Here is a 12,971-nt window from a genome sequence, read left to right as displayed (position 1 = left end):
AGGGAATCGTTCGTGTTGGGCGTGCGTTGCCCCGAATCACCTGATGAAGATTGGACAATCAATGAAGCTGCGCAAGATCACGGCAGTTGCCGCGCCCATCGCCACCGCCGTCGCCATCGCGAGTTCCGGGGTGGCGCACGCCGATCCGGCTGTTCCCCAGATCGGCTACTCCGCCGATCTGGTCGGCAACAATGTGGTCACCACCCTCACCAACGGCGCCTTCGAGCTGTCCGGGCAGAGCGTGAACATCAAGGATGTCGCCGGTAATACGGTCGTCAGCCTGCCGCTCACCTTCCAGCAGGACGGTGTCGAGTACTCGATGCCCGCCAGCCTGGCGGACAGCGCGCACACCCTCACCATCACGGCGGTCAAGGATGCGGCCTCGGCCCGTCCGGTCGCGGTGCAGCCGGTGGCCTCGCCCTCGGAGAACGCGCTGGCCATGCAGACCTTCAGCAGCCAGTTCGGTATCGCCACGGCCATCGGCGCCTTCATCGGCACCGCGCTCGGCGCGCTCGTCGGTCTCAGCGGCATTGTCGCCGGACCCACGGTCATCGCCAGCGTTATCGCCGGTGCCGCGGTCGGCGGCATTATCGGCACCCTGGTGGTCGGCGGTCCCGCGCTGCTGGTCGCCGGTCTGGATCTGATCGGCACGCTCACCGCGGCGCCCGGCACCACGAAGTACAACGAGAAGTAAACCGGTTCGGAATCCGTTGGGGCGCGGCCCGCGCCCCAACCGGTTTCAGCCCGCGCAACCGGTGGTCGCCGGAATTCCCGCGAATCGATCACCGAGATAGTTCATGGCGCCGAGGGATTCGATGGCGGCCGCCGGATTGTGGCCCGGAATTCCCGAGTGCACGACGGTGATATCCGCGCCCAATGCGCAATAGCGATTCACCAGGGCGGTGAAACCCTCCACGGGGATCACGTCATCGGCATTGCTGTGATACAGGTACAGCGGTACGTCCGGGGCCACCGCGCCCAACTCCTGCCGATTCGCGGCAGCCTGGAACTGCGTGTGCCACAGCAGATTCGGGGTATCGGAGTACTCGTCCAGATGCCGGTTGAGATGCCGCAGCACCAGATCCGCGCCGCAGGCGGCGGACTCCCGCACCAGCAGTTCCCGGCCCCGATCGTTGAGGTCGTCCGCCAACCCCGAATCCGGGTCGATGCGCGTGAAGGCCACGATCATGAGCACCGCCAGTCCGGCTTGGATGCCGCCGTCCACCTTGCGGGAGATGGCCGCGATATCGGCGGGCACACCACCGGCCGCGACACCCGAGAACCACAGCTCCGGGGCGTAGGTCGCCCGCTGCTGCATGGCCCAGAGGGTGGCGAAGGCGCCGCCGGAGTAACCCCACGCGCCGATCGGACTGTCGGTGGTAATACCCACCGGCGCAAATGATCTGGCCGCGCGCACGCCATCGAGCACCCCGCGCCCGGAGTTCACCCCGTCGAAGAATCGCGAGTGCGGCCCCTCGTAATCGGAGACCACCACCGCCCAGCCGCGCAGCAGCATGGCGGTGAGGAATGGAATGTCCAGCGCGGTATTGACGATCGAGAAATCGCGCCCGCCCCGCAGTGCGAACGAGGGCGCGCATCGCGTCCCGAGACTGTCCTCGGCCACCTGATACGACAGCAGCGGCCGACCACCACCGCCCAGCCAGGGCAGTAGCGGGGTCATCACGGTGGCCACCTCCGCGACGGCCGCGCCCGTGGAATCCGTACTCCGATACTGCAATTGCCATCCGGCCACCGGCAGCGCCAACCCGAGCGCCGAGATCGGGCGGGAATTCAATACCGCGCCATTGGCGTTGGCTTCGATGCCCGCCGGGGCGGTGTAGAAAGGATCCTCATCCGGCACCGGGACGACCTCCGCCCACGCCCCCGGCATGACCAGTGCGGCGAGCAAAACCCCGACCAACCCGGCCAATCCGAGGTGTACTCGCGCGGATAGTCGCCGCCGAATCGCATTCGCTCGCGAGGATTCTCCCTGCCCGGCCGCGTCATTCCGCGCCATTGCTGCCTCCAGCGTCAAATCACCGACGCTCCCGGCCCGAAGGCTTTGCACACCACACCGACCTGCACTCCGGCGCATCGGAACTCTCAAGTTACTGCTGCGCAACCCAGCAGGTCAACGCTGTCCGCGTGTCGTGACAGCTCCGCGACGGCCGCGCAGGCCGACAGAGGCGTGGAAGGCGAGGACGTGGCTCGGTGCTTACCGAATTGTCTTGGTGGAAGAAGCATCGAGTCCGCATCTCGTACGTCGCGTCCGGTGGGATGATCCACCGTGCATAGGTTTCCAGCGGCTCGACGGTGATCAGATCGGCAACCTGCATCAGTGCGAGTCGGCACGCCGCTCATCCGGTTGCGGCGGCTCCGGGTATCGCGGTTGAGTTATCGCGGCTGATCAAGGGGCTCGTCTAGCCGACGCGGGTGAGGTTGTAGTCGTAGCGGTGCAGCTTGCTGGTGCGGCGGCGGTAGCTGCGGGTGGTGCCGGGCCAGTTGTTGGTGATGCGGCCGGATGCGGTGCGGTACCAGCTGGTGCAGAAGTTCCAGGGGGTGCGCTTCAGGCGGTGTTGGAGGGCGCTGTTGTAGGCGTATTCGTTATCGGACTTCACTTCCAGGGTGTGGCCGGGGTTTTCGGCGAGGAGTTGGATGGCCTGGCGGATGTAGCGGGCTTGGGATTCGATCATGTAGATGATGGAGCCGACGCCGAGGTTCGTGTTCGGGCCGTAGACGAGGAACATGTTGGGGAATTCGGGGACCGTGATGCCGAGGAAGGCGTGCGCGCCCTCGGACCAGACGTCGGAGAGGGTGCGGCCGCGGCGGCCGCGAATCTTCATGGGCCACAGGAACTCCGTCCCCTTGAACCCGGTGCCGTAGATGATCACATCGGCGGGGTGGACCACGCCGTCGGCGGTGCGGATGCCCTCGGGTATCACAGCGCTGATCGGGGTCGTCTCGACACGTACATTGGGTTGGGTGAGCGCCGGGTAGTAGTCGTTGGAGAACAGTCCCCGCTTACAGCCGATCGGATAGTCGGGGGTCAGCTTGGCCAGTAGTTCCGGGTCGGTGACCTGTTCTTCGAGGTGGTGCTGCGCGATGCGGGAGACCCCGCGCACGATGCCGGGGAACTCGACCAGGCCCAGCGCCACGAACTCGCCGATGGTCCACCAGTAGAAGCGTTCCGCCACAGGCAATCCCGGTACATGCAACAGCACCCGCTGATGCACCGGCTTGTAGTCGGTGTCGAACTTGGGCAGCACCCAGGCGGCGCTGCGCTGAAACAGCGTCAGCTCGCCCACCTCCGGCTGGATCTCCGGAATGTATTGAATGGCACTGGCTCCGGTTCCGATGCAGGCCACCCGTTTCCCCGCCAGCTTCACCTCGTGATCCCACTGCGCCGAATGGAAGGACTCACCCTCGAAGCTCGCGATCCCCGGAATATCGGGCATGGCGGGCCGCGACAGCTGCCCCACCGCCGACACCAGCACCTCCGCGGTCCGCACCGTCCCGTCGGCGGTAATCACCGTCCACCGCCCACTCGCCTCGTCGAACGCGGCTTCGGTCACCTCGGCCCCGAACACGATCGACTCCAGCAGCCCATGCCGCTCCGCCACCCCGCGCGCATACGCGAGAATGTCCTCCCGCCCCGAATACCGTTGCCGCCACTTGGGTTTGGGCTCTGAAGCGTACGAGTACAACGGCGAGGGCACATCACACGCGGCCCCCGGATAGGTATTCTCCCGCCACACCCCACCCAAATCCCCGGCCCGCTCCAGAATGGTCACCTCCCGAAACCCATTCCGTCGCAGCTCCAAGGCCATCCCCAGCCCCCCGAACCCGGCACCGATCACAATCACCGAAGGCATAAGCCCTCCTCAATCGAAGACCCTCCCACTGTAGGAGTCACCTCGGCGCGCTGTAGCGGACTTGATTGGGAGTTCCGGCCAACATGGGCAGTCCGGGGTCAGGCTTGATGTAGCGCCTCGAACGTGATGGCCAGCTTCACAGGCGTATCGAGCACCGATTCGTCTCGATGCACCTTATGCGGCATGTACCGCACCCCGGACCAGTCGAGTCGATACTCCTCGATCCGATCGATAGTTTCCCAGCTCTTATCGAAGTGCACGATCAGATAGACCGAAATCTCCGCTCGTGCGTACAGCAGACGCTTGATCCCGGTGTCGGTGTCCGCCGTCTCCTTTGATACGACTTCCGCGACCAGCAGAATATGGTCCCGGACAGTATTGACGTCGTACGGTTCGCAGTCACTGACGAAGATATCGGGGTATCGAACGTTGAGTCGTCGCTCCGGCCGCTTGCTCTCGGCGTCCGGAAATCGCACTGCGACATCAGATTCCACTCGAACGCAGATCCCAGCGGACCCGCGCGCACCCTCCAAAGCCGCTGCCAGGCGACGAGTCACTCTACTGTGGGCGCGGCTCTGCGCCTTCATTCGGACGATCCGGCCATCCTCGATCTCGACATCGCCGAATGCGTCCGGCTCCGCATCGAGGAACTCCTCGGCTGTCAGCCGCTCCGCACCACCGGCATGCGTCGAAGTCATCGTCGGTTTCCTCCGGAAGACATCGTGTGCAGCACTGAGCCTACCGTCGCCGGTCGTCCAGGCTCTATGATCGGCGACTGCCCGCCGGGGCTGGTTCAATCGAGAATTTCGGCCATAATCTGGGGATGAGTACGGTGGCGGAGGCGGGGGTCAAGGATTGGGATTTTCCGCGGGGGGTGGCGAGTGTTGCCCTGATGGTGGGGTTCGCGCGGGAGCAGGGGGTGGCGGCGGCGCGGATGCTGCAGGGGAGTGGGCTCGCCGAGAAGACGCTGAACGATCCCGACGCGCAGATCGATGCGCATACCGAGTTGGCGGTGATCAGGAATCTGGTTCGGGAGTTGGGGGATCGGCCCGCTCTGGGGATCGAGGTGGGGCGGCGGTATCGGATCACCACCTTCGGGATTTTCGGGTTCGCGTGCGTCAGTTCGCCGACGCTGGGGGAGGCGATCGCGTTCGCGCTGCGGTATCTGGAGTTGAGTTTCACCTTCTGTATCCCGGCGACGCGGTGGCAGCCGGGGGAGTTTGTGGCCCGGATTCACGATGAGCGGGTGCCCGCGGATGTGCGGCGGTTCCTGGTGGAGCGGGATGTGACCGCCATGCATCAGATGCTCTGCGATCTGCTCGGACGTCAGGTGGAACTGGTGCGGGCGGAGTTCGACTTCCCGGCACCGGCCGATACTACGCCGTACCTCGAAACCTTCGGGCTGCTACCGGGTTTCGACAAGCCGTACACCCTGTTCACCATGGATCCGGCGGTGCTGGAGCGCCCGCTGCCGCAGGCCAATGAGCACACCCTCGCCATGTGCCTGGCGCAGTGCCGGGAGTTGGTGTCGCGCAGACGGGCCCGCACCGGTATCGCGGCGGATGTGCGAGAGCTGCTGGTCCCGCGCGGCGGTGCCGACGGGTTCGCCGCACCGCCCGGAATCGACGCGGTGGCAAGGGATCTCAATATGAGTACGCGGACCCTCCGGAGGCATCTGGACACCGCGGGCACCGGTTACCGTCAGCTGCTCGATGAAGTCCGCCGCGCGCTCGCGGAGGAGATGCTCACCGCCACACCGCTTTCGGTGAGCGATGTGGCGATCCGGCTCGGCTACGCGGAGGCCTCGACCTTCATCCACGCGTTCAAAAGGTGGACGGGCACAACGCCTTCCGCGTATCGCAGGGGGGCGGTCAGTCCAGCGGTTCGCTGAGCCAGCCGCCCATGGCGATGGGCCGGAACATGGTCAGCAGGCGGCCGTCCCGAATGGAGTGGAACAGCAGCGTCGGGTCCGGTGCGAAGTCGATCGGCACCCGACCGGGTGCGGTCACCTCCCATTCACAGCCGATGGTGGAGGAGACGCTCGGCGCGATGATCAGCGGTTTGCCCGCGAACGAGGTGATCAGCCCGGCATGCACATGCCCGGTCAGCAACCCCAGAATGCGGTCGTCACCGGCGACGATCTCGGCCAGCCGATCCGGATTGGTGAGCCGAATGGGATCGCAGACCGTGCTCTGCACCGGCACCGGCGGATGGTGCATGGCGATCAGCACGCGTTCGTCGGCGGGCGCGGCGGCGAGCAGATCGGTCAGGAAGTCGAAGGTCGAATCCTCCAGCAGTCCTTCGGGCTTACCGGGAATGCTGGAGTCGAGCAGCGCCAGGGTGAGACCGTCAACGCTGAACGACTGATTGATCGGCGCATAGTCCGCGTCGCCGCCGAAGAGCACGGTGCGCATATTGCCGCGGTCATCGTGATTGCCGGGCAGCAGGAACACCGGCACATCGGCGATCAGCGCCGCGCGCGCCTGCTGATACTCCTCGATATCGCCCTCATCGGCGATATCTCCGGTCACGATGATGACGTCGGGGCGCTGCGGCAGCTCGGCCAGAAAGGCCATCACCCGTTCGGCGCGTTCATTGTTCCGGGCGCCCATGTTGAAGTGGGTGTCACTGAGCTGAGCCAGCAGAACCATCGGCGTTCGCTTTCTGTGAAGGGCAGCACCATTGCGCCCGCAGCGCCGCGGCGACGCGACACTCAATCAGGCTAGATGAGCAGCCACTATGCGGTCTCGGTGAGACTCGCCACCGAATATAGCGATCTCACATCAATCATTGTGCGTGGTGGTCTGACTCATGGCTTTTCGCGCGCCATTCAACAGCGCGATCGGATCACTCGTGATAACCGCACCGCCGATGCGCCAGAAGTCCGCGCCGGGATCGGCCTCCAGTTCCAACCGCGGGGGAGTGCGCCAGGACGCGTCCAAGCCCAATCGCCACGAATGCAGGTACGTCCGCTCGTGCGCGCCGGACCGGTCGAACAACGGATCGCCGACGATCGCGTGCCCGATCCACGCCAGATGCACCCGAATCTGATGCCGCCGCCCGGTGATCGGCCGCAGCGCCAGCACCGTATGCGTCCCGGTGGCGGTAAGCGTCGCGAATTCGGTGATCGAGGGATAGTTCTTGCCCGCCAGCACATCTCGCTCGTCCACCACCCAGGTATCGCCGTTGCGGCGAATGCTCTCGCGCGGCGCGGCGATGCGCACCCTGTTCTTGCGACCGACACCCAGGGGCAGGTCGATGACACCGCGCGCGGGCAGCCCGGTGGACTCCACCACCGCCAGATACGCCTTGGCGGCGGTGCGCTTGTTGAATTGCCGCGTCAATTCACCGTGCGCGGGCAGTTCCTTGGCGAGCAGCACCAGCCCGGAGGTCACCTTGTCGATGCGATGCACCGGGTACAGCGTCTCACCGGCCGCGGCGGCGAGTTCGACGATGTCGGTGTCGTGCCGCTCGCCGGTGACCGAGATCCCGGCGGGCTTGTTGAGTGCGAGAACATGCTCGTCCTCATCGATCAGGCACTGTTGCCGCAGTTCCGGCCAACGCGTATCCACCGTGCCCAGAGTAGAGATCGGGCCGGTGCGCCCGTCCACTCAGGCCACGGCCCGTTCCAACTCGGCCAGTCCGGCCTCCATATGCGCGGGCATTCGGTCCAGATCGGGCACGGTGCGCCGGCAGCCGACGAATCCGAAATCGAGATTGTCGCCATTGGTGGTGAGCGTGATGTTCATGGCCTGCGATTCGAACGGAATCGACAGCGGATAGTTGCTGTCCAGTCGCGCACCCTGCATATAGACGGGTTTACGCGGTCCGGGCACATTGGAGATGACGAGATTGAACGGCATCCGCGGCAATGCCTCGAACCCGGGCAGCAGCGAAACCCCGAGCGGCGTCATCAGCAATGCCGACAATGCCATCGCCTCCAATTTCGGCAGCTGTGTGAAGACCTGTTTGGCCTCGCGCATGGAGGTGCTGATCGTGCGCAACCGCTCCAGCGGATCATCCAGGTGGGTGGCCAGATTCGCCAGGCAGGCGGCGACCATATTGCCCTCGGCGGCATCGGCCTCGGCGGCGCTGCGAATATTCACCGGCACCATGGCGATCAATGGTTCGCCGGGCAGCCCGTCGTGTTCGATGAGATAGGTCCGCAGGGCGGCCGAACTCATGGCCAGCACCACATCATTGACGGTGGCGCCGGTGGCGAGCCGGATCGCGTTGATGCGCTCCAGCGGCCAGGTCCGCACCGCGATCCGGCGCGCCCCGCCGATGGCCACATTGAACATGGTGCGCGGCGCGGTCATCGGCATGGTGAGCCGCCCGTCGATGGCCCCGCGCAGCGGCGCGCCGATATAGGCGGTGCTTCTGATCATGCGCGGCAAGGCTTTTCGCAATTGCGACCAGGCGCTCTCGGGTTCGACGGCATCCTTGATGACCGGTGCGGTGCCCCACGGCACCCGCATGCGCGAGTCGAAGGGATCGTCGGTGAGCGTGCGCTGCAGTAGCCGCATGGCGGATACGCCGTCGATCAGCGCGTGATGCATCTTCACGTAGACGGCGAATCGCCCGTCGTCGAGACCCTCGATGACGCGCGCCTCCCAGAGCGGCCGATGCCGGTCCAGCAGCTGGCCGTGTAGTCGCTCGGTGAGGTCGATCAGATCGTCCATGCCGCCCGGTGCGGGCAGGGCGCTGCGCCGCAGGTGGTAGCCGAGATCCACGTTCTCGGCGTGTGACCAGGTCAGGCTGGAGAAGCCGCCGAGCATGCGGCCGGGTTTGCGCCGGAAGCGCGGGCGCACATCGGTGGCGCTCGCCATGGCCGCGAAGGCGTCCTGGACGAATTCGGGTCCGGCGTCGGCGGGCGGTTCGAACAGTTGCAGACCGCCCACGTGCATGGGGTGTTCTCGGGACTCGATCGCGAGGAAGATCGCGTCGAGCGGGTTCAAAAGGTCCATCGGTTTCGCCTAACCGGTGGGGCAGCGTCCATCGAGGGAGGCACGCACAGACTGCCCGGGGAGTTACGGTCGGCGACGCTGCCCCCCGCTGCGTTGACGGGGAATCACGTTATCACTGTGCTTGATTCGTCATAGCCCGAACTTCGGATCGCAAACCACCGGGCGTGTTGCCGGTCGATTGCTCGCGCTCCAGGTCGTCCACCGAGGCGAAATGCAGACCGACCACGGTGCGGCGTCCGTGCGTGAAGGGGTGTACACGGTGCAGGGTGATATCGGTGCGCATGAGATAGAGGTCGCCCGCCTGTAATTCCCAGGAGTGAATCGGATTGCGGGTCAGGGTCCGATGGATATCGCGGTAGCGCCGCTCATGTCTGGTGTGCGCGACGGTCTGCACGAAGCCGCCTTCCTCCAGGGGCGGGCATTCGACCACCAGGACCAGCGCGAAAGCGTAATCGTCCCAGTGCCATCGGCCCGCGGCGTCATCGTGATGCCGCCGCCGTACCGTGAACCGATGCGGTGCCGGACACGGTAGCACCGGTTCGCCGGCCACCTCGGTGAGCTTGTGCCGCAAGGGTTCACAGTCGTACAGCTGCGGAATGCATTGGCTGCGCGCGATCACCTCGCGCGTACCTATGTCGATGGTGTGCCGGGCCGCGGGCTCGGGCCCCTCCCAGTCCAGGTGGTGATCGACCAGTGCCAGCGCCTCGGTGGCCAGCGCGCGTTTGACCCGATGCGGCAGCAGGAAGCCCAGGCGCGCTATTCCGGTCTCCGCCAGGCGGTCTCGCGCATGTCGCAGGGCGGAGGAGTCCACCGCGCCCAAATGTTTCCGGGCCAAGTCCACGGTGCTGTGTTGCTGCACCTGCTCGATTGTAATCCGTTGCCCTCCAACGCATATGGAATCGGATCGGCATAGGATCACGATCGGGCGGCGATCCGTGACCCGAACGACTCGCCGGGATGACGGGGTGCTGATCCCGGGCCGGGCCGGCGGGGGTAGCTTGGAGTTCGCTATGGCTGACTACGGGCATGAGCTGAGGTTCGGGATATTCGTTCCGCCCGAGGCGGCGCGCGGACAGGCGCTGCTGCGGCTCATTCGCCGCGCCGACGATTCGGGGCTGGAAGTGCTGGCGGTGCAGGATCATCCGTATCAGCCCGCGTTCCTGGACACCTGGACGCTGCTCTCCTATGCCGCCGCCATCACCCGCACCCTCACCCTCATGCCCGCCGTGGCGAATCTGCCGCTGCGCCCGCCCGCCGTACTGGCCCGCAGTGCCGCCAGCCTGGACCTGCTCAGCGGCGGCCGGCTCGAGCTCGGCCTCGGCGCGGGCGCGTTCTGGGATGCCATCGAGGCCATGGGCGGCGCGCGCCGCACCCCCGGACAGGCGCTGACCGCACTGCGCGAAGCGGTGGGCGTCATTCGCGCGCTCTGGGGCACGGACGGCCGCCCGGGCCTGAACGGTGAGTTCTATTCGCTCCACGGTGCGAAACCCGGTCCCGCACAGGCGCATCGGATCGGCATCTGGTTCGGCGTCTACGGCCCCCGCGCGCTGCGCCTGACCGGTGAACTCGCCGACGGCTGGCTGGGCGGCTTCTCCTACGCCCCGCCCGATCGGCTCCCGGCCCTGATGGCCGCCATCGACACCGGCGCCCGTGCGGCGGGCCGGGTCCCCGCCCTCATCCGCCGCGCCTACATCATGGATCCGTCCATGCCGGTGGCTCAGCTCACCGATGTGGCGCTGGCGCACGGCATCAGCGAGTTCCTGCTCCCGGTCGATCCCGAAGGGGAGAGGGAGACAGGGCATTTCGCCGAGGAGATCGCCCCGGCGGTGCGCGCCGCGGTGGCCGCCGCCCGGGTCGCCTGATTACTGCCCGAAGAAGGTGCTGTTCAGGATCTGCCGCAGCGGGGAGAGCGCGCCGTCGTAGGTGACCCGATCCGAGCGGACCGTATGCAGCGAGCTGTCGCCGCGCTGGGGGTCCTCGCAGAGCACGCGAATGTGCTTGCCGTTCGGGCGGAGCTGGCCGAGGGTGAGATCGGCCGCGCCGGTCTTGTCGACCACGGCCCAGGGTCCGGCGAGATTCTTGCCCGCGATCTGGCAGCGGTTGCCCGACTTCTCACCGGTGACGTGCGCGGTGACGGCGGTGCGGCCCTGGATGACGGCTTTGGGTTCGCTGTTGGCGGTGGCGGCGCCCGCGGCGAGCAGGGTGCCGAGGGTGCCGATCACGGCGGCGGTGACAACGCGGTGGCGGAGCGATCGAGACATGGTCCAGATAGTGAAGCGCGTCCTGTGAGGTTTCTGTGAAGGCTGTGGGTGAATTGACGATGAACTTCGCGCCAAAACCCCTTCCACCTGGTCGGTTTGATACGTTTTGTTGATCATGGATCGCGCCTTCAGTCGTCGCGCCATGCTCGGAGTGGCCGCGGCCGCCGGGCTCTCCATTGCCGCGTGCAGCCGTTCCGAGGAATCTTCCGGTACATCCACCACCTCGACAGTATCGAACACCGATGCCGTCGCAATCGCCACCGACGCATACATTTTCGGATACCCCCTGGTCCTCATGCACGCGACGGCGGATTCCAGCGGTCCGGTGAACCGTTTCCGGCATGCGCGGGGCCTGCCCACCGCCGCCGATCGCATCCTGGCCCGCACCAATCTGGACACCCTCTATTCGACCGCCTGGCTGGATCTCTCCGGTGAGCCGATGGTGTTGCAGGTTCCGGCCATCGCACACGGCCGTTTCTGGCTCATGCAACTGCTGGATGCCTGGTCCAATACCGTGCACGATCCCAGCAGCATGCGCCCGCGCGGCCGCCCGGATCCGCCGTTCACATATCTGATCACCGGTCCGGGCTGGACCGGTCGGGTGCCGGACGGTCTCACGCATTTGCCGATGCCCACCAACACCGTCTGGCTGCTCGGCCGCGTACAGGTCGACGGCGTCGACGATCTGCCCGCCGTGCGTGCCATCCAGGACCAATTACGACTGGCCCCGCTCCCGGCCTGGCTGGCCGATCACGGTGCGCCAACGCCCGGAGCGCCGATCACGCGGGGCCAGGGCTTTCACACCTCGCCCGTGGCCGACGTCGCGGCCCTGGACGGCCGCCGCTTCTTCGACCGGCTTTGTGGACTCATGGCCGCCGACGCCCCCGCACGGGCGGACGCCCCGGCCCTGAAACGCTTCGCGGGCATCGGCATCGAACCCGGCGGCAGTGCGGACGCGCTGCGATTGGCGGATCTGAACGCCGCCGCGGCGGACGCCCGCAAGACCATCGCGAACTATGTCGATCCCGGCGCGCACACCGAGAACGGCTGGCTCTTCCATGACAATCTGGGCAGCTACGGCACCGACTACCGGCTCCGCGCCGCCACCGCGCTGGGCGGGCTGGGCGCGCAGCCTCGCGGGGACGCGGTGTATCCGACCATCGAGGCGCCGGCCGCCGACAACGATGGCGTCCCGCGCACCTTCCGGCTGCGCTTCGAGCCGGGGCAACTGCCGCCCGCGGACGCCTTCTGGTCCCTGACCGCGTACGACTCGGATAATTTCCTGGTCGCCAATCCGGCGGGCATCTACACCGTGGGCCATCAGGCGCCGCCGGTCGCGGGTCCGGACGGCGCGTTCGAGGTCCTGGTGCAGAACGCCGACCCGGGACCGGCCGTGCCGCACGGCAATTGGCTGCCCATTCCGGCGACCGGCACCTTCTCGCTGACTCTGCGGTTGTACGCACCGCGCCCCGAGGCCACCGACGGCAGTTGGAAGCCGCCGCGACTCAATCCGGTGTCCTGACTGTCCGGCCGGAGTGTTCTCTGCCAGAATCGAATTGCTGTGAGTACGCTGAGCGCCGTTCATCGTGGGTTCCGGAGCCGATAGAGCCAGCTGCGGACCGACCTCGAGGAGGATGTGGTGACTGCCGTAGCTCCCCAACCGGAGGCGGGATTGACGGCCGAGCGGCCTTATCCGGCACGGTTGGGCCCCAAGGGTTCTTTCCTCTACAAGGCGGTGACGACGACCGACCCCAAGGTGCTCGGTGTCATGTACCTGACCACCGCCATCTCGTTCTTCCTCATCGGCGGTCTACTGGCGCTGCTCATGCGCGGCGAATTGGCCCGGCCGGGTATGCAGTTCCTGTCGACCG

Annotated in this window: 12 protein-coding genes and 1 pseudogene; 5 read left to right on the top strand and 8 right to left on the bottom strand. The window is 66.4% G+C overall.

Features of this window, described 5'->3' with window-relative positions; genetic code table 11:
* Positions 1 to 61: 61 nt before the first annotated feature.
* Positions 62 to 694 (top strand): DUF8020 domain-containing protein, encoded by a 633-nt coding sequence (locus NA10_RS30180; RefSeq protein ID WP_067574013.1) that lies wholly within the window; start codon positions 62 to 64, stop codon positions 692 to 694.
* A 45-nt stretch (positions 695 to 739) separates the two neighbouring features.
* On the opposite strand, the gene NA10_RS30175 is transcribed toward NA10_RS30180, so the two are convergent.
* The 3 genes from NA10_RS30175 to NA10_RS30165 all read right to left on the bottom strand — a co-directional run bounded on the left by NA10_RS30175 (position 740) and on the right by NA10_RS30165 (position 4,669).
* Complete coding sequence (locus NA10_RS30175) at positions 740 to 2,017, bottom strand: lipase family protein (RefSeq protein WP_169812674.1); 1,278 nt, start codon at positions 2,015 to 2,017, stop codon at positions 740 to 742.
* Between the two features lie 403 nt (positions 2,018 to 2,420).
* A complete protein-coding gene (locus NA10_RS30170; RefSeq protein ID WP_067574011.1) occupies positions 2,421 to 3,872 on the bottom strand; it encodes a flavin-containing monooxygenase in 1,452 nt (483 codons plus the stop codon).
* Between the two features lie 98 nt (positions 3,873 to 3,970).
* A complete protein-coding gene (locus NA10_RS30165) occupies positions 3,971 to 4,669 on the bottom strand; it encodes a Uma2 family endonuclease (RefSeq protein ID WP_245678028.1) in 699 nt (232 codons plus the stop codon).
* 26 nt (positions 4,670 to 4,695) lie between these two features.
* Here NA10_RS30165 and NA10_RS30160 point away from each other — a divergent pair, with 26 nt between their 5' ends.
* Positions 4,696 to 5,763 carry an AraC family transcriptional regulator gene (locus NA10_RS30160; RefSeq protein WP_067574006.1) on the top strand — a complete coding sequence of 356 codons (1,068 nt, stop codon included), beginning with the start codon at positions 4,696 to 4,698 and terminating at the stop codon, positions 5,761 to 5,763.
* On the opposite strand, the gene NA10_RS30155 is transcribed toward NA10_RS30160, so the two are convergent.
* From NA10_RS30155 to NA10_RS30140, 4 genes are all read right to left on the bottom strand, one after another.
* Positions 5,744 to 6,523 carry a metallophosphoesterase gene (locus NA10_RS30155; RefSeq protein WP_067574005.1) on the bottom strand — a complete coding sequence of 260 codons (780 nt, stop codon included), beginning with the start codon at positions 6,521 to 6,523 and terminating at the stop codon, positions 5,744 to 5,746. The genes NA10_RS30160 and NA10_RS30155 overlap by 20 nt on opposite strands.
* Positions 6,524 to 6,655: 132 nt before the next feature.
* Positions 6,656 to 7,444 (bottom strand): RluA family pseudouridine synthase, encoded by a 789-nt coding sequence (locus NA10_RS30150; RefSeq protein ID WP_067574049.1) that lies wholly within the window; start codon positions 7,442 to 7,444, stop codon positions 6,656 to 6,658.
* Positions 7,445 to 7,483: 39 nt separating this feature from the next.
* Positions 7,484 to 8,839, bottom strand: coding sequence for a WS/DGAT/MGAT family O-acyltransferase (locus NA10_RS30145; protein WP_067574003.1), 1,356 nt, complete (start codon positions 8,837 to 8,839; stop codon positions 7,484 to 7,486).
* Between the two features lie 112 nt (positions 8,840 to 8,951).
* Positions 8,952 to 9,698, bottom strand: a complete 747-nt coding sequence (locus tag NA10_RS30140) for a HalD/BesD family halogenase (protein WP_067574001.1) — start codon at positions 9,696 to 9,698, stop codon at positions 8,952 to 8,954.
* Between the two features lie 151 nt (positions 9,699 to 9,849).
* Between NA10_RS30140 and NA10_RS30135 the strand changes: the two genes are divergently transcribed.
* Positions 9,850 to 10,701 (top strand): LLM class flavin-dependent oxidoreductase, encoded by an 852-nt coding sequence (locus tag NA10_RS30135; protein ID WP_067573999.1) that lies wholly within the window; start codon positions 9,850 to 9,852, stop codon positions 10,699 to 10,701.
* On the opposite strand, the gene NA10_RS30130 is transcribed toward NA10_RS30135, so the two are convergent.
* A complete protein-coding gene (locus NA10_RS30130; RefSeq protein WP_157556838.1) occupies positions 10,702 to 11,100 on the bottom strand; it encodes a hypothetical protein in 399 nt (132 codons plus the stop codon).
* Between the two features lie 115 nt (positions 11,101 to 11,215).
* Between NA10_RS30130 and NA10_RS30125 the strand changes: the two genes are divergently transcribed.
* Both NA10_RS30125 and NA10_RS36130 read left to right on the top strand, forming a co-directional pair.
* The gene (locus NA10_RS30125; protein WP_245678026.1) at positions 11,216 to 12,622 is read left to right on the top strand and encodes a DUF1254 domain-containing protein; all 1,407 of its coding nucleotides are present in this window, start codon (positions 11,216 to 11,218) and stop codon (positions 12,620 to 12,622) included.
* Between the two features lie 117 nt (positions 12,623 to 12,739).
* A pseudogene (locus NA10_RS36130) lies at positions 12,740 to 12,971 on the top strand (cytochrome ubiquinol oxidase subunit I); the annotation flags it as partial.

It is taken from the genome of Nocardia acidivorans NBRC 108247 (assembly GCF_001625085.1).
Lineage (GTDB): Bacteria > Actinomycetota > Actinomycetes > Mycobacteriales > Mycobacteriaceae > Nocardia > Nocardia acidivorans.
This window is presented reverse-complemented; position numbering and strand designations above follow the sequence as displayed.